The organism is Parageobacillus thermantarcticus (assembly GCF_900111865.1).
Classification (GTDB): Bacteria; Bacillota; Bacilli; order Bacillales; family Anoxybacillaceae; genus Parageobacillus; species Parageobacillus thermantarcticus.
On sequence record NZ_FOJS01000009.1, the window covers coordinates 35,926 to 52,658 of the forward strand.

22 protein-coding genes are annotated in these 16,733 nt (G+C 44.3%); 6 read left to right on the forward strand and 16 right to left on the reverse strand.

Translation table 11 applies throughout. The features are described 5' to 3' along the window. Positions 1-172: 172 nt before the first annotated feature. From BM278_RS06995 to BM278_RS07005, 3 genes are read right to left on the reverse strand one after another with little or no spacing between them, the layout of a single operon-like run. On the reverse strand, positions 173-676 hold the full coding sequence (locus BM278_RS06995) for an antibiotic biosynthesis monooxygenase family protein (protein WP_090948643.1): 504 nt from the start codon (positions 674-676) through the stop codon (positions 173-175). Between the two features lie 11 nt (positions 677-687). Beyond that, complete coding sequence (locus BM278_RS07000) at positions 688-1,887, reverse strand: ABC transporter permease (RefSeq protein ID WP_090948644.1); 1,200 nt, start codon at positions 1,885-1,887, stop codon at positions 688-690. Further along, a complete protein-coding gene (locus tag BM278_RS07005) occupies positions 1,884-2,621 on the reverse strand; it encodes an ABC transporter ATP-binding protein (RefSeq protein ID WP_090948645.1) in 738 nt (245 codons plus the stop codon). Before BM278_RS07005 ends, BM278_RS07000 begins: the two co-directional genes overlap by 4 nt. Before the next feature lie 503 nt (positions 2,622-3,124). On the opposite strand from BM278_RS07005, the gene BM278_RS07010 reads away from it, so the two are divergent. Then, positions 3,125-3,547 (forward strand): HIT family protein, encoded by a 423-nt coding sequence (locus BM278_RS07010; protein ID WP_090948646.1) that lies wholly within the window; start codon positions 3,125-3,127, stop codon positions 3,545-3,547. A gap of 42 nt (positions 3,548-3,589) precedes the next feature. On the opposite strand, the gene BM278_RS07015 is transcribed toward BM278_RS07010, so the two are convergent. Continuing rightward, positions 3,590-4,426, reverse strand: a complete 837-nt coding sequence (locus tag BM278_RS07015) for a peptidylprolyl isomerase (protein WP_090948647.1) — start codon at positions 4,424-4,426, stop codon at positions 3,590-3,592. Between the two features lie 191 nt (positions 4,427-4,617). Here BM278_RS07015 and BM278_RS18290 point away from each other — a divergent pair, with 191 nt between their 5' ends. Beyond that, positions 4,618-4,704 (forward strand): YjcZ family sporulation protein, encoded by an 87-nt coding sequence (locus tag BM278_RS18290; RefSeq protein ID WP_099458908.1) that lies wholly within the window; start codon positions 4,618-4,620, stop codon positions 4,702-4,704. A gap of 68 nt (positions 4,705-4,772) precedes the next feature. Here BM278_RS18290 and BM278_RS07025 read toward each other — a convergent pair whose 3' ends face one another. Beyond that, entirely contained in the window at positions 4,773-4,952 is a 180-nt protein-coding gene (locus BM278_RS07025; protein WP_090948649.1) for a hypothetical protein, read from the reverse strand. A 199-nt stretch (positions 4,953-5,151) separates the two neighbouring features. Between BM278_RS07025 and BM278_RS07030 the strand changes: the two genes are divergently transcribed. Beyond that, positions 5,152-5,493 carry a YhaI family protein gene (locus BM278_RS07030; protein ID WP_090948650.1) on the forward strand — a complete coding sequence of 114 codons (342 nt, stop codon included), beginning with the start codon at positions 5,152-5,154 and terminating at the stop codon, positions 5,491-5,493. Here BM278_RS07030 and BM278_RS07035 read toward each other — a convergent pair. Beyond that, the gene (locus BM278_RS07035) at positions 5,486-6,091 is read right to left on the reverse strand and encodes an HTH-type transcriptional regulator Hpr (protein WP_208601762.1); all 606 of its coding nucleotides are present in this window, start codon (positions 6,089-6,091) and stop codon (positions 5,486-5,488) included. The two genes, BM278_RS07030 and BM278_RS07035, sit on opposite strands and share 8 nt — an antisense overlap. A gap of 174 nt (positions 6,092-6,265) precedes the next feature. On the opposite strand from BM278_RS07035, the gene yhzF reads away from it, so the two are divergent. Next, positions 6,266-6,445: a membrane protein YhzF gene (gene yhzF, locus BM278_RS19765; protein ID WP_482809931.1), complete on the forward strand. Its 180-nt coding sequence runs from the start codon at positions 6,266-6,268 to the stop codon at positions 6,443-6,445. Between the two features lie 52 nt (positions 6,446-6,497). Here yhzF and BM278_RS07045 read toward each other — a convergent pair whose 3' ends face one another. The 6 genes from BM278_RS07045 to BM278_RS07070 form a co-directional block, all read right to left on the reverse strand. After that, positions 6,498-7,022, reverse strand: coding sequence for a tryptophan transporter (locus BM278_RS07045; protein WP_090948653.1), 525 nt, complete (start codon positions 7,020-7,022; stop codon positions 6,498-6,500). A gap of 113 nt (positions 7,023-7,135) precedes the next feature. After that, on the reverse strand, positions 7,136-8,218 hold the full coding sequence (gene serC / locus BM278_RS07050) for a 3-phosphoserine/phosphohydroxythreonine transaminase (RefSeq protein WP_090948654.1): 1,083 nt from the start codon (positions 8,216-8,218) through the stop codon (positions 7,136-7,138). 108 nt (positions 8,219-8,326) lie between these two features. Then, positions 8,327-8,512, reverse strand: coding sequence for a sporulation YhaL family protein (locus BM278_RS07055; protein WP_064552577.1), 186 nt, complete (start codon positions 8,510-8,512; stop codon positions 8,327-8,329). 211 nt (positions 8,513-8,723) lie between these two features. Continuing rightward, positions 8,724-9,686 carry a 3'-5' exoribonuclease YhaM gene (yhaM, locus tag BM278_RS07060; protein ID WP_090948655.1) on the reverse strand — a complete coding sequence of 321 codons (963 nt, stop codon included), beginning with the start codon at positions 9,684-9,686 and terminating at the stop codon, positions 8,724-8,726. Positions 9,687-9,777: 91 nt separating this feature from the next. After that, entirely contained in the window at positions 9,778-11,016 is a 1,239-nt protein-coding gene (locus tag BM278_RS07065) for an ABC transporter permease (protein WP_090948656.1), read from the reverse strand. Continuing rightward, a complete protein-coding gene (locus BM278_RS07070) occupies positions 11,009-11,908 on the reverse strand; it encodes an ABC transporter ATP-binding protein (protein ID WP_090948657.1) in 900 nt (299 codons plus the stop codon). Before BM278_RS07070 ends, BM278_RS07065 begins: the two co-directional genes overlap by 8 nt. A 143-nt stretch (positions 11,909-12,051) precedes the next feature. On the opposite strand from BM278_RS07070, the gene BM278_RS07075 reads away from it, so the two are divergent. Next, complete coding sequence (locus BM278_RS07075) at positions 12,052-12,237, forward strand: YhzD family protein (protein WP_090948658.1); 186 nt, start codon at positions 12,052-12,054, stop codon at positions 12,235-12,237. Between the two features lie 46 nt (positions 12,238-12,283). Further along, entirely contained in the window at positions 12,284-12,451 is a 168-nt protein-coding gene (locus BM278_RS07080) for a hypothetical protein (RefSeq protein ID WP_244151111.1), read from the forward strand. A 103-nt stretch (positions 12,452-12,554) separates the two neighbouring features. Here BM278_RS07080 and BM278_RS07085 read toward each other — a convergent pair whose 3' ends face one another. The 4 genes from BM278_RS07085 to BM278_RS07100 all read right to left on the reverse strand — a co-directional run bounded on the left by BM278_RS07085 (position 12,555) and on the right by BM278_RS07100 (position 16,723). Further along, positions 12,555-14,060: a coproporphyrinogen III oxidase gene (locus tag BM278_RS07085; RefSeq protein ID WP_090948659.1), complete on the reverse strand. Its 1,506-nt coding sequence runs from the start codon at positions 14,058-14,060 to the stop codon at positions 12,555-12,557. 111 nt (positions 14,061-14,171) lie between these two features. Beyond that, a complete protein-coding gene (locus BM278_RS07090; protein WP_090948660.1) occupies positions 14,172-15,038 on the reverse strand; it encodes a Cof-type HAD-IIB family hydrolase in 867 nt (288 codons plus the stop codon). Between the two features lie 108 nt (positions 15,039-15,146). Next, positions 15,147-15,500 carry a YlbF/YmcA family competence regulator gene (locus BM278_RS07095; protein ID WP_090948661.1) on the reverse strand — a complete coding sequence of 118 codons (354 nt, stop codon included), beginning with the start codon at positions 15,498-15,500 and terminating at the stop codon, positions 15,147-15,149. A gap of 89 nt (positions 15,501-15,589) precedes the next feature. Beyond that, entirely contained in the window at positions 15,590-16,723 is a 1,134-nt protein-coding gene (locus BM278_RS07100; RefSeq protein ID WP_090948662.1) for a DUF445 domain-containing protein, read from the reverse strand. Between the last annotated feature and the right edge of the window lie 10 nt (positions 16,724-16,733).

The window sequence follows — 16,733 nt, forward strand, 5'->3', positions numbered from 1 at the left end:
AAACACCCCGCTTTTTCATTGTGGAAAAAGCGAGGTGGATCAAGTCCGGGAATTTGTGTAAAAAGAAGCGGCAAAAAGCAGGCTGATTTCTCCAAAATGTCCATTCGCCTGGACCAGGAAATGAAAATTTACACAATAATCAGGACTTGATCGCGAGGGGTAAAAAACTGTTTTATCGTTCTTGAACAACCGAATAGGTCGTTACATAAGATGGGCGCGGAAATATTTGCCGAGATGGCTTTTGTTCGTCTTTTCGCCGCTCATGCGCTTTTGCAAACGCGTTAGAACGCTGCCATTGTTCAAAATATTCTTTTCCTTCCCATAATGTCATAATCACATACGTATCGTTCGAAAGCGGACGAAGCACGCGAATCGCGACAAATCCAGGCTCATTTTCAATCAATCTCGCCCGCTGCTGAAAGCGATGTTCAAAAAGCGGGCGCCCTTCGTCGGTCACCGGAATATTGTTGCATACAACAAACGCACCGCCCAACTCGCCAGACGCATCGATCACCTCATAACAGCGCGGCTCGTTAAATACCGTTTCCCCATCTGTTTCATGAAGCAAAACAGCATCTTCCCCATTTTCCAACAATAACATCGTTTCGTTCTTATACATGTCCTTCACTTTTTGCAAATAATCGGCCGTTCCCGTCGTGATATACATTTTTTTCATTTTTTTCCCTCCTATTTGCGACGTTTAGAAAGATAATGAAACAATAGCCAATAACTAAAAACAGCGCCTGCTGCCCATGACGCAATCCAAATCCAGCCGGCGTCAAGCAGGAACAAAAACACGCTGAACACGCTGTTTTCCACGATTAATAAGAAAAAGAGGAGCCGGCATACCGCCTGTTTCCGCACATCATCAGAGAGCGGATATAATCGGATCACCAAGTTTGTCCGATGATGGTCGATTAGCGCGAATAGTTGAAAACCTGTAATGTAAAGAAAAAATAACGACACGGCGATTTTTCCGTATTCCGATGGAACGATATAAAGCAATAACAATCCAATCGCGATTAAGCGGATATAAAGCCCTAAATAGCCGCCCGAACGGATGAATGTTCGCACATACAAATAAAGAAATGCATTTTTTTGCTTGTACGCAATCAGCGAAACTAGAAAATCAAGCCAGCGCCGCCGCTTCGCCTCCTCTTTCCATTGCGGAACATCGGTAAACAAATTGGCGATACGGTAAAATGCACGCACCGCTTTTGCCTCCTGTTCGATGATCCGCTCCCATTTCCATCCTTTTCGCTTTGTTGCTTGCGCAAAATAAACGGTAATGCCAGCCATCAGCGCGCATATGGCAAGCAAAAAGAAGAAGGAAGCATCGGCAAGCAGAAAATAAACGAACGCGGCATTTAGCCCAAACCGGGAAATCGCGCTGAGACGATGGGTAAGCGGCTCGATAAAATAATTGCCTTTCCAGCTGATAAACAAGTTCCATCCTTTTAGAACGAGCAGCACAAAAAACAGCAGCCATATGGAAACATCGGAAAACTTTCGGTGAAGCGGCGCGATGGCAAGCCAGACAAGAAGCAGCCCATATGCTTGCAAAAGAAAACTTAGCGAAAACGCCCGCTGAATATATGGGCGGAGCTTCGTCTCAGCCGGCAATAAAAACACGATATCCGCTTCCTGAAACAACGTGCGCAGCGAACCAAACGTCAATACAAAAGCGAAAATCAGCGCGGCAACGATCGGATAAGGAAAATGCGGCGGAAGCGTTTGTACCCAATGACGGTAGGCGACCGCCCCTAATCCAATGCCAATCAGCAATACAAACAATAGATGGTCGTTCAACATATAGCGCAAATAACGCCGCATTTTGCGCGCCTCTTGATAAAGGCGGTCGTTCCATAACTGCTTTCCGTCTATCATACGCCGTCTTCCTTTGTTAATTCGATATATAATTCATCCAACGTTGCCGCTGGTGAAGAAAATTGTTCGCGCAGCTCCGCAAGCGTTCCTTTCGCCTTTACTTTTCCGTTATGCAAAATGACAAACGAATCGCAATATTTTTCCGCCGTCGCCAAAATATGCGTTGACATTAAAATGCCCGCTCCTTTTTTCTTCATTCGCTGCATTTGTTCAAGCAAAGAATGGATTCCAAGCGGATCAAGGCCAAGAAACGGTTCATCAATAATATAAAGCGCCGGTTCGACCAAAAAGGCGCACATAATCATAACTTTCTGCTTCATTCCTTTGGAAAAATGCGCAGGAAACCATTTCAGCCTTTTTTCCATGCGGAATTCTTTTAACAACGGCGGAAGCCGCCGTTCGTATTCGTCTTTTTCGAGTCCATAAGCCATCGCCGTCAATTGCAAATGCTCTTCCAAAGTCAGCTCCTCATACAAAATCGGCGTCTCTGGTATATATGTAAATTGCGAACGATACGCATCCGGCTGTTCTGAAAACGTTTTTCCGTTAATCGTAATCGTCCCTTTTCGCGGTTCCATCAGCCCGATAATATGCTTAATCGTCGTGCTTTTCCCCGCTCCGTTCAGCCCGATTAAACCGACGATTTCGCCGCGGTCAACGGTAAACGAAACATCTTCCAGCACGTTTTGCTTCGTATATCCTCCCGATAAATGGTGAACTTCCAAAAGCGCCATCGTCTGCTTCCTTTCTATTCATAAATTACGGATTACGTTTTCATTTTATCAAAGCGATGAGCACTTTCCAAAAATTATCTATCTCCTTTTTTGCATACATTCTTTTCCCATGGGCATGATAAATAGCGAAAAGGGGAAAGAAACAGCGCAAGATGAATCATCCGCTCGAAATGAGGTGTTCGCGAAAGACACTATTGTCGAAGCAACACCGTTGCATACGGTGAGGCAGCGCGAAACTCCATAACAAAATGGGGTGTTTGTGAAAGACAGGACCATCTTGCCATGCTGTGAAGCAATGAACCTCTACACAAGAGAAAAGACCAAAGGATGGTCGTCTTGAACAACGAAAAACTTTCCGCAAATGGGGTGTTCATCAAACGCTACCTCGTTTGAACCATCTTTCTCCCCTTTTCAGTGCGGCGGGATGCAATCAATACGGGATTGCATCCTGCTTTTTTTATGGTAAAATGGAACAAAAAAATAAGAAAGGTGGGCTTTTCCTAGTGAGTGAATGCATTTTTTGCAAAATTGTAAACGGAGACATTCCTGCGGCAAAAGTGTATGAAGATGAACACGTGCTGGCGTTTCTCGACATCAGCCAAGTAACGAAAGGGCATACGCTTGTCATTCCAAAAGTACATAAAGAAAACATTTTTGAACTCACTCCTGATGTTGCAAGCCACGTCTTCACCGCTGTTCCAAAAATCGCGAACGCGATCAAAAAACAGTTTTCCCCAGTCGGCTTAAATTTACTGAACAACAACGGCGAACAAGCAGGACAAACGGTCTTTCATTACCATGTCCACTTAATCCCGCGCTACGGCAAAGGCGATGGTTTCGGCGCCGTATGGAAATCGCACGCTAGCGATTACACGTTTGAAGATTTGCAAACGATCGCCGCAACGATTCAAAAAGGATTGGAATAACAACAAAAGGAAGCGGGCAAGAGCGCTTCCTTTTGTTGTTATTTACTGTTGTTTTAACACGTCTTGCAAATCTTTATCTTTGATTTCTACTTTTGCGTCTTTTACCAATTTTTCCACTTTCGATTGCACTTTCGCTGGGTCAAGCTTGCTTCTTTTCACTTCAAATTCAATTTCATCTTTCATTTCATTAAACGGCTTTTTCTCTTCTTTATCCGTTACTTTTATAATATGATAGCCGTATTCGGTTTTTACCGGATCGCTAATTTCCCCAATTTTTAACTTATATGCCGCATCTTCAAACTCTTTCACCATTTTTCCTGATCCAAACCAACCTAAATCGCCGCCGTTTGATGCCGATCCTGGATCTTGCGAATATTGTTTCGCAAGCTTCGCAAAATCTTCACCTTTATCCAGCTTCGCTTTAATTTCTTTCGCCGTCTTTTCATCTTTCACCAAAATATGGCTCGCTCTAATTTTCGGCTTATAGTTTTTATAATAGTCTTTTAATTCTTTTTCCGTTACTTTGATATCTTCCATCGCCGCTTTTTGCCGCAAAAGATCGAGTTTCACCATGTCGCGAATCGCTTTTTCCCCATTTTGCTGGACTGCTAAATCGTATTGCGTCCCATACATTTCCTTTAAGTTTTCGATTTCTTTATCGATTTCCTTGTCCGTCACTTTATATTTTTTGCTTAACACTTTTTCATCGATAAGGTCACGAATCACTTCCTTACCTACCCGCGCCTTCATTTCATTGTAAAATTCCTCTTTTGTAATATCGCCGTCCTTTGTTTTCACAATCACTTCGGAATCGCCGTTATTGCACGCCGACAGAGCGAAAACAGAGGCGACGGCTGCCGCAATCATCCATTTTTTCATTTGTTCCACAACTCCTACGCCAATTTTTTTACAAAAAAAATTACAACAATAACTATATCATATTTTTCACTAAGAAAAAAACCTTTTTCCGTTAGTCATCCGCCCATACACGTATTTTTGCCTCACATATGATGATGATGAAGCGGATGTGGCTAAATGGCTCCTTTTTGAATTCGAAAGGAGGTGTTATAATGAGTGCACCTTATGCGGGAGGCTTTGCGTTAATTGTCGTGCTGTTTATTTTATTAATTATTGTTGGATGTGCATGTTTATTCTAACCGCCGCGTTTTTCCCTATCCACCAAACGCCTGCAAAAAAGCTGGCAGCATGAGCTGTCAGCTTTTCTCTATGTAAATAGCACTTCAAAATAGGAAGAAATTAACAAAATCGTAATGAGGACATTGATCGTGCGAAAGACACTTGGTTGCTTTTCTTCCGGTATTTCTCTTTGTACACAAAGGCGAGACGTTAATTGATTAATGAGAAATAAAATAATGACAGCAAGGGGTATAAAATACACCGTCAAATCTATTTCCCCTCCTATTCAATGGTAAAAATATCATAATTACTCATTTACTTTACAATGTTTCGTTTTATAAATCAATATGATTTTTACAGAAAAATCCTCTTCCTCCGAAAAAAACTTTTTTATTGGTTGTTTTTCGCCAATTAGGTAAAATATACGTAACAACTTGTCCATTATGTTTGACAAAAGGAGCACGCATATGGAAACGCTGGAGGAACGAATCGCCAAACTGGAATTTCATCGATCGTTGCTAATGGAAATGGTTGATAAAACAAAAAAGCCGTTTTATTATCTTGTTATTCAAGCCAATTTGACAAAAGAAGAAGTGGATGAGGTGCTCGCCCTTTGCCAACAGTTAAGCGAAGAATACGAAAAACAAAAAGCGGAAGGGCTGACGATCTTCACCCCGCTTCTCCTTCATTTCGCGGGAATGCTTCATCCAAGCCTTCCGCTCGAACAGACGGTCGACGCTCTCCTTCAACAGCAAATGTTTGTTCCTCTGATGACTGAATTGAAAAAGTTAATCCAAACCGTTAGCTAGGTTGACCTGTCAGTTCTTTTTCCTTTTCTTGTTGCTTCGCGTTTCGTTTCACTAGCTTTCCGTCTTGCTCAACAAAATCATTTTTAATATTTTCAAACGCCTTTTCGAAAATTTCCATAAAATCATCCCCGTAAATATTGCGGATGATACACATCATTTCTAAAATTTCTGGAAACTTCCCATACAAATCGCGCAACGGCAACGCCCCGTTAAATACAGCGTTTTTCGTCGGATCGTACGATTCCATTAGTTTTAACAACACTTCTTCTCCTTTTTCTGTCAGTTCAATATACGTATTGCGCTTATCATCTTGCTTTTTCGAAAAGGAAAGCAAGCCTCTTTCTTCTAATTTTTTTGAAAAATTAAACGCCGTCGACACGTGCATGACGCCAAATTTCGCAATTTCCGAAATCGACGCCCCTTTAAAATGATACGCAATCCATAAAATATGATGTTCATTAATATTTAAGTCAAACGGCTTAATCCATTGCTGCCAATCCTTTTCGATCGATTTCCAAAGCGCCTTGCTTAATTGTGCAATCCGTTGGCTAAATAGCAGCGCCTCTTTTATAGAATAATTTTGCTCTGTCGTTTTCATCGTTCCACCCACTCTTCCCTCACCGTGTTTTTTACTTTCTATTATGCCAGTAAAATAAAAATTAATAAAGGATAAAAATGTTTAATTTTTTTTATTTTTATGACCATTACCGTCATTCATAGCGGAAAAACAACGGACATATAGTAAACATAGGGGGAGAATGCAATGATATATATGCGGTCGTTTTTTTTTATTGTTGGCTTTGTGTTTTTCTGCCTTTTCATCCATACGCTTTTTTCATTATCGAAAGCAAAAATGTACCCACCAAAAAAAGTTTTGCGGCATCGTGCTCTCGTTTATATTGGAATAACATTTTTTTGCTTTGCCACCGTCTGGCTTCTGCGGTACGTATAGTGTGATAGCAAAAAACCCGACCAAGATGATGATCGGGTTTTTTTTGCGATTGTTACGCATGCGCTGTCATGTTCATCCGCTTAAAAATCGACGAGACAATTGGATAGATAATCACCATCACAATCGTATTAATTGCGGCCGTCGGCAATACAACAGTCAGGAATAAAGCGGAAAAAGTCGCTCCTCCTGGCAGCCCGGCGAACAAAAGCGCTGCGGTTAAAAAGATCATACCGGAAATGACCGTGCCGACCGCCGTCAATATTGCGGCAGAAACTACCGTCTGACCATATTTTTTTAAAAGGCATACAAATGAGAAAAACACAAAAGCGGTAATGATTTTGTCAATAATATTTGGAACTTGTCCTCCCGGAAATCCTGTTGTCATCGCGGAGATAACGCCTGTCACAATCCCGACAAGCCCCGCTGTTTTTACATTTGGAAACAACAAGATGGCCAGAAACATCATCGTTAGCATCATGTCCGGCTTCATCCCAAAGAAAATTCCCGGAATAACGGCATGCAATACCGCCCCGATTCCAACTAGCAATGCCAATGAAACTAACACTCGCGTATTCATGCTCATCTCTCCTCATCTATTCTAGCCTAAACTCCTCTAATCGCGTGTTCGCACCTATACGAGAATTTTTTTATCATTATATCACTTTGCAGTGTAAAAGTGAAGCAAAAAATTCAGCTGAACCGCCGGTAAAAGTCATTCATAAATTCCGCTAACGCTTCACACGCCTCAAGCGGAACAGCGTTATAAATCGACGCGCGGCAGCCGCCAACGGAACGATGGCCGGCTAGTCCAACGAATCCTTTTTCCTTTGCCTCTTCTAAAAATTTCTTCGTTAACTCTTCATTTGGTAATCTAAATGTGACATTCATGAGCGAACGGCTGTCCTTTTCCGCATGCGGAGCGTAAAACCCGTTGCTTGCATCAATCGCTTCGTACACAACGGCCGCTTTTTCTTTATTGCGCGCTTCGATCGCTTTCACACCGCCTTCTTCTTCCACCCATTCAAGCACGAGCGAAAGCATGTAAATCGCAAACGTCGGCGGCGTATTGTACAGCGAATTTTTCGAGCTGTGCGTGCGGTAATCAAGCATCGTCGGCAAGTTATCAGGAATGCGCTCTAATAAATCATTGCGAATGATGACGACCGTCACACCGGAAGGCCCAAGATTTTTTTGCGCCCCCGCGTAAATCAACGCAAATTGTCCAACATTGATTTCCCGGCTTAAAATATCGCTTGACATATCGGCAATAAGATCGACCGGCAAATTCGGAAATTCACGCCATTGCGTGCCGAAAATCGTATTGTTGGAAGTAATATGTAAATAGGCCGCGTTTTCGGAAAGCTGAATGTCTTCTAGACGCGGAATGTACGTATAATTCGCTTCTTTGCTTGATGCGGCAATATGGGTTTTCCCAATTTTTTTCGCTTCTTTGAGCGCTTTTTCCGACCATGATCCTGTAAGTACGTAATTGGCCACTTGATCTTTGCCGAGCAAGTTCATCGGCACCATTGAAAACTGCAAGCTCGCTCCGCCTTGCAAAAACAGCACATCATGCGTATCGGGAATGTTCATTAATTTTTTTAGCCGCTGCTTCGCGCTGTTGTGCACCGCATCGTATTCCTTGCTGCGATGGCTCAGTTCCATCACCGACATTCCCGTATTTTGAAAATTGAGAAGCTCTTCTTGCGCCCGCTTTAATACTGGAAGCGGCAACGCGGAAGGTCCTGCGTTGAAATTGTATGCCCGTTTCATCATTTCATCCCCCACTTTATCTCTTTAATGAATAACAGTTACTATTATCCTAACATGAATTAAAAAAAAATAAAAAGAATTTTTCAAAAAAAATCAAGTCCTTGTGTTCTACAAGGACTTTGCCTGCTGGCGCCGCTTTCGCTCCTCGCGAATGCGCTCCATATAAATCTCTCCTTCTTTTTCGATCATCGCCTCATCGATTTCCCGTTCTTTCGCGGCCGTCCTTACCGTCATATAACCGCTAAAAATAATGCCAGCAACGACCAAGTAAATCCACCATGGCATGCTAAACATGCGCATCCCCCCTTTTTATGTAGCTTGTCTTACTAAAACTATACGCTGGCGCCGGAAAATATATGCGTAAGAAAGAGGCAATAGCCTACACTTTTGGGATAACGCATGCCATTTCGCCTTTTTTCTCCATTCTTCTTTCGCCCACGGACTAAATGGCGCGAAGCCCGCGGCTTCAGCCGCCGCCCAGCGGCTTATGACATCCCGCTTTTTCTTATTTCGCAACAGTCGAGGCAGATAAAAACATTGGCTTATAAAATGAACGATTCTCCAGCGCATAAATTCGCTCCGTAAATTCCCCCGGCTTTACTTTCTCCAGCGCCCGGTCGATCATGTTCAATTTTGCGTCCAAGTTGTCAATATAATGCAGAATTTCCGCTTCTTTCACCATCGGCGGCTTCGGGCTGCCCCATTCCGCTTTTCCATGATGGGAAAGGACCATATGTTGCAGCACGACAACTTCTTCCCCGCTGATGCCAAGATGTTCGGCCGCTTTGCTAATTTCGCTCACCATAATCGAAATATGGCCAAGCAAATTGCCTTCCAGCGTATACGAGGCCGACACCGGACCAGATAATTCGATCACTTTGCCGAGATCGTGCAAAATTACGCCAGCGTACAACAAGTCTTTATTCAACGACGGATATAAATTCACAAGCGCTTTTGCCAATTCTAACATCGACACGACGTGGTACGCCAATCCGGAAATAAACTCATGGTGATTTTTCGTTGCCGCCGGATAATCAAAAAATTTCTGTTCGTATTTTTTTAACAAATAGCGGGTAATCCGTTGAATGTTCGGGTTTTCCATATCAAACACGTATTGTGTAATTTTTTCCATCATCTCTTCGCGCTTCATCGGGGCGGTTTCGAGAAAATCGGATACGCGAACATCGTCCCCGGCGTGAGCGGGACGAATCGAACGAATCTTCAGCTGCGTTTTACCGCGGTAATTGTGAATATCGCCAAACACTTTGACGATGCTTTCCGGCACGTAGACGCTCTCATCTTCCGGCGACACGTCCCATAGTTTTGCTTCAATGTCTCCCGTTTTGTCCTGCAAAATTAACGTTAAAAACGGTTTCCCGTTGCTGGCGATCCCTTTTGTCACCGACTTAATCAGCAAGTAGACGTCTACTTGTTCGCCGACATCGTAATGAATGATCCCTTTCGCCAACCTATTCTCCTCCGTTTCCATGTTTGCGTATAGTTAAGTATACCACAATTGCATAAACGCTAAAAATATAAGACCTTGCGCATGCAAGGCCTTACTTTTTCGTCAGCTGCACCGCTTTTTTCATATCTTTCAATGAACTAGCTTTCCCGTACATCAACACCCCGCCGCGGTACACCTTTGATCCGAAAAAGGCGAGCAAACCGATCGTGACAATTAATAAAGCAAGGCTGAGCGCCACTTCCCAAACTGGAACAGGCAGCAAGCCGACCCGCAAAAACATAATCATCGGCGTAAAAAACGGAATGAATGACGTTGCCGTGATAAAGGACGACTCTGGCGCACCTAAGCCAAACATTGCGATCATAAACGCGGCAATAACGAGCGTCGTTACCGGCATAATCATTTGCTGCACGTCTTCCACGCGGCTGACGAGCGAACCAAGTACAGCAAATAACGTAGCGTATAAGAAATAGCCTAAAAAGAAGAAAATAATCGCATACACAAATGTCGAGACAGGAAGATGATCAAAGCCGAGAAACTTCCACAATTCCTGCCCGCTGCTTTTCAGCGCCGCAAAACCGACGGCAAATAAAATCGCAAACTGCGTTAAGCTAAGAAGCGCAATTCCAAAGATTTTTCCAAATAACTGCTGTATCGGTGGGGCGCTTGATACTAAAATTTCCATGACGCGCGACGATTTTTCCGTCGCCACTTCCGTTGAAATCATGCCGCCGTACATAAAAACGAACATGTACATCGCAAACAGCAGCACGTAAACGAGAGCGCGCGCCTGATTCAGCTCTTCTTCCGTTTTCGCGTTTTTTTCCAACGCCGCTTTTTTAAACGGCACCGGCTCATATAGCTGGGCAATTTGCTCTTGTTTCAGACCGAGTTTTGCCGTCGCCAACGCTGTTTTCAGCTGCTGGAGCGCTTGCTCGATTTCCTTCGGCGTATCGCTATCAGCAAGCGTGTTTGCATAATACGCCGCTTCTGGAAGCTGCTCATTGTCAGCTGAAAGGACAAGGAGCGCATCCCACTTGCCAGCGCGGACGTCCGCCTTTGCCTTTTCTTCCGAGCCGGTCACCTTCTTTAGCTGGAGATCATCGTGTTTTTCTTGTTTTAGCTGCGCCGCAAGCGGTTCGTAAAACGCTCCCGTTGTATCGATGACCGCCACCGTCGTTTTTTCATCCTTCGTAAAAAACTCAATAATATGCTGAATGTTCGCGATCGTAAAAACTAAGAGGCTCATAATGATCGTTGTGATGAGAAACAATTTCGCTTTCAGCTTTGTCGTATATGTATGCCAAAGCACAATCCAAAACTTATTCATACGCCGCACCCACTTTTTCAATGAAAATATCGTTTAACGAAGGCTCTTCTAGGGCAAACTTGCGAATAAATCCTTTGTTGGCGATATGGGAAAGGATTTTTTGCGACACGCCTTCGCTTTCGATTTGCAAATGGACGCCTTCCGCTGTCCGCTTCATTTTGACGACTCCCGGAAACTCCGCGAGTTCATCGAGCGGCATATCGGCATGGATAATAACGTTCTTTTTGCCAAAGGACCGTTTTATTTCTTTTAGCGCCCCGTATACAACCGGCCTTCCTCGGTGCATAATGCAAAGATGTTCGCACAATTCTTCCACATGCTCCATGCGGTGGCTTGAAAAGACAATCGTCGTGCCATTGTTTTTTAAATCGATGACCGCCTCTTTCAACAGTTCAACGTTGACGGGATCAAGCCCACTGAATGGCTCATCTAAGATTAATAGTTTCGGCTTATGCAAAACGGCAGCGATAAATTGAATTTTTTGCTGATTGCCTTTCGACAGCTCTTCAATCCGCTTTTCCGCGTACTCCGGCACGTGAAACCGCTCGAGCCATGCCTCCATTTCTTTCACAATCGCCGCCTTGTCCAAGCCGCGCAGCCTGCCTAAATAAATAAGCTGTTCCTTTACTTTCAGCTTTGGATACAATCCTCGTTCTTCCGGCAAATAGCCGATGAGATGGCTTTTCGAATAGTCGATTTTTTCTCCGTTCCATGTAATCGTTCCTGCTGTCGGTTCGAGCAATCCCAAAATCATACGGAACGTCGTCGTCTTTCCCGCCCCGTTCGCACCAAGAAATCCGAACAAGTTTCCTTCTGGAATCGTTAATGTGACATCATTCACTGCGGTCACTTCACCAAATCGCTTTGTCACATGCTCTAACTGTAGCGCCATTCTCACTCCCCCAGTTTTAGATAAAAATTCCACCATCTTATTACACGTTTATCATAGCGAAAAGTTTCGTAATTTAGAAGGAATTTTTCAAAAAATAACAAAATAATAATATGAACCACTATTCAGCAAAGGAGGAAACTAGCATGCCAACGTACACGTTGACGGCTTTCGACAAAAGCGGGGAAAAACTGTTGGACGAAACGTTCGAAGCTGCAAACGACGAGGAAGCAAAAAAAATCGGCGAGCAAAAATTGCGCGAGCATAACTGCTACGATAAAACGCACCGTTGTGTAACATCAAGCGGAAAACTGATTTTGTTCCATCGCTGACATGACCCAGTGTTGCCAAAAGCAATCGAAAAGGATGTGGAAAACAATGAAAGATATTCATGAAACGCAATCAACGGAACAGCTCCACCATAGTGATGACAAAACCTTTGCACCGATCGAAGACTTGCAAAGGATCACAGGAGGCGTGTGGAACCGAAAGAGCTTCGGCTCGATTCACAGCCGAAAGGAGTTAGATGGATTGGGTATGTTATAGTTGGCTTTGTTCTTTTGCTGGCAGCGTTGGTTCTCCTGAATGTCTTTGACTAATCCGCTAAACAACCAAAAAACAGGCCTCAGACATTTGTCTGAAGCCCGCCTTATCCAAACAACGCTTCCATCATTTTTAGCTTTTCTTCCGTATAGTGGACAACGTTTTCGTTGTACGCTTTCGGCTCCTTCGGGTTAGCGAAACGGGTAATTTTCCGCGTTTTCGGATCGACAAATTTGCTCGAGGCGCCGCAGCCAAGCCCGATAATCGATTGCTGTTCTTCCATAATCATAATGTTGTAGATGCTTTCTTTTCCCGGCAAGGCGTAGCCGACGTTTTCAAGGTTGCCGAGAATGTTTTTTTGCCGGTACAAATAATACGGGACGTAGCCGTGCCGCTTCGTCCAATCTTGCGCCGCTTTCATCATTTCGCTGATTTCGCCGCGGTCGGCGACTTTGTATTTCGCTTTGTTTTTCGTCATTTCCGATGCCCGTTTAAACGAGAGCGTGTGCACGGTTAACGACTCCGGCATCAGTTTTTCCGTTTCCGCCAACGTATGCGCAAACTCTTTCAGCCCTTCTCCCGGAAGGCCGATGATTAAATCCATGTTAATGTTGTTCATCCCCATCCCGCGGGCGAGGTGGAATTTTTCAATCGTTTCGTCAACCGTATGATGGCGGCCGATCGCTTTTAACGTTTCTTGAATGTACGACTGCGGGTTAATGCTGATGCGGTCGATGTTCCACTTTTTCAGCACGTTCAGTTTCTCCGGCGTAATCGTGTCGGGACGCCCTGCTTCGACCGTGATTTCACGGACGCGCTCAACGTTTGGAAACGACTCGTACATCTCCGCATACAGCCGGTCCATTTCTTCAGCGCTAATGCTCGTCGGCGTGCCGCCGCCGTAGTAAATCGTCGTAATATGGATGCCGCGCTCTTTTAAAAAACGGCCGATTTCCCGCATTTCATAATGCAGCCCGGCTAAAAAAGCATCGACAGAACCTTGGCGCCCATTAATGGCATAGGCAGGAAACGTGCAATACGCGCATTTCGTCGGACAAAACGGAATGCCGATATAAATGCTTACTTCATGGGCGAGATCGTATAAATCCGGCACGACCGCAAGCTGGCGGTCGACAATTTCCTGCATCAGCTGGATTTTTTCTTCCGTCACTAAATACTCTTCGCGAAGCTGGCGGTGCGCTTCGTCTTTAGAAAGCCCGGAACGCAGCATCTTATGCAATAATTTGACAGGGCGGATCCCCGTCAGCACGCCCCATTGCTGGATAAGGCCGGTATATTGCTGCAATAATGTAACGTATACATAAAGCACCGCGTATTTTACTTGTTTAAAACGCTCTTTCTCGTCAAGACAGCCGGATACGTCTTTTTCATGATCCGCTTCATATTTGTTTCCCGCCGCTTTTTCTGTCAATATTCCATGAACATAAACGCGCTTGCCGCCGCTTACGGAAAGCGCGACCGTTATATCCGCGTCATAACCCGGTTCCAGCACTAGTTCATATTCTTCAAAAAATAATCCTGTGATGACTTCCAACGGGCGTTGAAACCGCCCGATATCGTGCAATCCTTCGATTTGGATACGCAATGGCATCACCTTTCCCACGTCAAGCTTATTTCAGTGTACAGAAGGAGATTCTGCTTCGTCAAGCGGAGAGATTCACCAATGAAAAGAAGCCGGGACGAACGATCCCAGCTTTCTTGTTTATCGTTTCATTTTCAATTTTTGCAAAAATTCTAGACGTTGCTGTTTACGGAAATGTTCTTTAATCATGTAGGCGACTCCGAGCTGTTCGTTCGAGCGCGTCACCCAGTCAGCAACTTTTTTCACTTCCACAGGGGCATTCCCCATTGCGACTCCTAAACCAGCCGCCTCAATCGCTGGCATATCGTCTAGGCCATCGCCGATTACCACCATTTCTTTCAAAGAAATGCCTAAATGATTGCCGAGGCGTCGCAATCCGGCAAGTTTGGATACTCCCCGCGGCACGATTTCCATTTTTCCATTTTGTTGCATGATCATATCGATGGTCGGAAACGCCTTTTCCAATACCGCTGCTGCTTCATTGCGCTCTTTTTCGTTAGCAAAATACACATCGATTTTCGGAACCGCTAATGGCTCATCGATTAATATGTCGCCAAGCGAATCAACGAACTGGGTCGGATAAAAAAACGGATCGCCAGATGATAGCACCGTTTTTGCGACTAAATTTTTTTGCACTTTTTTCCGGTTGCTGATCGAATAACGTTCATGCATCAATCGAATATTACAATGGAAATTTTCAAGCACTTGCACGATATTAAATGTCCGTTCTTCTGGAATAAGCGCTTCAAATATTTTTTCATTCAGCGATTTTCCGAGCATCGCCCCTTGAAACGTGATCAATTCGCTATTCAATTTTAACGCCTTTGCGATTTTTCGTGCCGCAAGCAAATTTCTGCTTGTCATCAGTGTCACGTAAACTCCTTTTCGTTTTACGTATTCGACCGCTTCTTTCGTTTCCCGTTGCAAGCGGCCGTTGTTTTTTAAAATCGTTCCGTCAATATTGAGAGCAAGCAACTTATATGCCACGCCGTCTCCCCCTTTTCGAAAAAGTTGAATCTTGCCCGCTTCTCTCCTATCACTTCATAGCTATGATAAAACGGACAAAAAAAGAACACTCAATATGAGTGTTCGCGTTTATTCTGTGAATGAACGATATAGTTCCTCCAACGGCTTCATTGCAATTTGTTGAACGTCAGCCATCACCATGCTCATCCGTTGTTCGAGCGCCATCAGCTGGGCAAGCTTTTCGTTTTGCTGGGCGAGCGTCATCGCTTTTTGCGCTTGTTCCACTTCTTCCGGCAAAATTTCAGCGCCAGTCATTTGTTTTTCATGAAGGCGCATTTGCAAATCGCGGAAATTCGTAAATATGCGATACGCCGTTTCATCGCGACGCACCGCTTCGTACGCCTGCTTTAATTGTTGAAAATCGCTGCTTGTGCGGATCGCTTGCCCCAGTTGCTCGGCAAGGGCATATAGTTGATTCGACATAAAAAAGCCTCCTATGAAAAAGTAACCTATCACTATCATAACGTATGCGCTAGGAAAAAGCGATATGACTAACAAAAAATGGGACATCCTTACAGCCATAAGCCAATGATTCCTTGGAAAAATCCAATGATTCCGCCTAATAACGCGCCTAAATATGTAATCATTTTAAACTCGCGCCGCGAAATCGCCAAAATCATTTCTTCAAGACGTTCTACGGAAAACGACTCGACTTCGGAACGAACGATATCGGCTAATTGCAGACGCTCGATGATCATTTCGACTTGACCGCTGATCCATCTTCCGCCTGCTGCCACCGCCTTTGGAATCCATTCATCCATGATTCGCTCTTGATATGGGGCAATGAAGTCAGCGAGCGGCCGTGCTAAAAAATCATCTCGTTCAACAGCGCCGATGACCAAGCGGTGAAAAGATTGGCGAATCCGCTCTTTGCCAATCAGCTCCTCAACCACTGCAAAAGGATGACTCGTTAGTTTATTCCATTCGTTAAACAACAGCTGCGCAAATAGCTCCCTCGTTCCAGAATGGCGGAAAAATTTAATGATTTCCGGCTGCACTTTATCGACAAGGTTGGCGTTGTTAAGAAACATTTGCAGCATATTGCCTAACATCCCGCGGCCGCTAAAAAATTCATCGATCATTTTAGCGATTCGCTGTTTTCCCTCTTCACTTTGAAAATAGTCAAGCGCTCGGTCAGCGATGTAATTTGCTAAATCGCCAATCCGTGTTTCCATTTTCTTTTGTACTTCGTCAGGAAACACGTCGCGAATCGCTTTTGACCTAATCGGCTCCATCCACTGTTCATACGCCTTGTCCAACCATTGTGCCGCTTTTGTGCGAATGAGCTCCTCCGGTTTTCTGATTCCCATTTGTTCTAGAAACTCCCGCACCGTTTGTCCGCGGGAAAGCCACGTTTTTACAAACTGTCGTACCTGTTCGACCACGCCGTTCATCCATTCGCTTTCCATCAATTTGCGGCGAATGCCTTCTGGTGTTAATAAATGTTCGACGACCATCTTTCCAAGCTGTTCGGCAAGTTCCTCGCGCCGCTTCGGAATCAGCCCCGGCGTGAACGGAAGTTGCTTTCCGAACACATATATCGGATGGTACGGGTGGAACAACATTTTAATAGCAAGGAAGTTTGTTACTCCACCAATTATCGCACCAACGACGATCATAAACAACAAATAAATAATCGTCCCCATATTTCTCTCC

Coding starts and splice junctions, on each gene's coding strand:
- BM278_RS07080 (WP_244151111.1), top strand. CDS start 12,284: ATGAAAGATATTCATGAAACGCAATCAACGGAACAGCTCCACCATAGT.
- BM278_RS07085 (WP_090948659.1), bottom strand. CDS start 14,060: ATGCCATTGCGTATCCAAATCGAAGGATTGCACGATATCGGGCGGTTT.
- BM278_RS07015 (WP_090948647.1), bottom strand. CDS start 4,426: ATGAAAAAATGGATGATTGCGGCAGCCGTCGCCTCTGTTTTCGCTCTG.
- BM278_RS07070 (WP_090948657.1), bottom strand. CDS start 11,908: ATGGCGCTACAGTTAGAGCATGTGACAAAGCGATTTGGTGAAGTGACC.
- serC (WP_090948654.1), bottom strand. CDS start 8,218: ATGAAACGGGCATACAATTTCAACGCAGGACCTTCCGCGTTGCCGCTT.
- BM278_RS07035 (WP_208601762.1), bottom strand. CDS start 6,091: ATGAAAACGACAGAGCAAAATTATTCTATAAAAGAGGCGCTGCTATTT.
- BM278_RS07005 (WP_090948645.1), bottom strand. CDS start 2,621: ATGGCGCTTTTGGAAGTTCACCATTTATCGGGAGGATATACGAAGCAA.
- BM278_RS07095 (WP_090948661.1), bottom strand. CDS start 15,500: ATGTCGAATCAACTATATGCCCTTGCCGAGCAACTGGGGCAAGCGATC.
- yhzF (WP_482809931.1), top strand. CDS start 6,266: ATGCGGTCGTTTTTTTTTATTGTTGGCTTTGTGTTTTTCTGCCTTTTC.
- BM278_RS07055 (WP_064552577.1), bottom strand. CDS start 8,512: ATGTTTAGCATGCCATGGTGGATTTACTTGGTCGTTGCTGGCATTATT.
- BM278_RS06995 (WP_090948643.1), bottom strand. CDS start 676: ATGAAAAAAATGTATATCACGACGGGAACGGCCGATTATTTGCAAAAA.
- BM278_RS07045 (WP_090948653.1), bottom strand. CDS start 7,022: ATGAATACGCGAGTGTTAGTTTCATTGGCATTGCTAGTTGGAATCGGG.
- BM278_RS07030 (WP_090948650.1), top strand. CDS start 5,152: ATGGAAACGCTGGAGGAACGAATCGCCAAACTGGAATTTCATCGATCG.
- BM278_RS18290 (WP_099458908.1), top strand. CDS start 4,618: ATGAGTGCACCTTATGCGGGAGGCTTTGCGTTAATTGTCGTGCTGTTT.
- BM278_RS07000 (WP_090948644.1), bottom strand. CDS start 1,887: ATGATAGACGGAAAGCAGTTATGGAACGACCGCCTTTATCAAGAGGCG.
- BM278_RS07100 (WP_090948662.1), bottom strand. CDS start 16,723: ATGGGGACGATTATTTATTTGTTGTTTATGATCGTCGTTGGTGCGATA.
- BM278_RS07065 (WP_090948656.1), bottom strand. CDS start 11,016: ATGAATAAGTTTTGGATTGTGCTTTGGCATACATATACGACAAAGCTG.
- BM278_RS07075 (WP_090948658.1), top strand. CDS start 12,052: ATGCCAACGTACACGTTGACGGCTTTCGACAAAAGCGGGGAAAAACTG.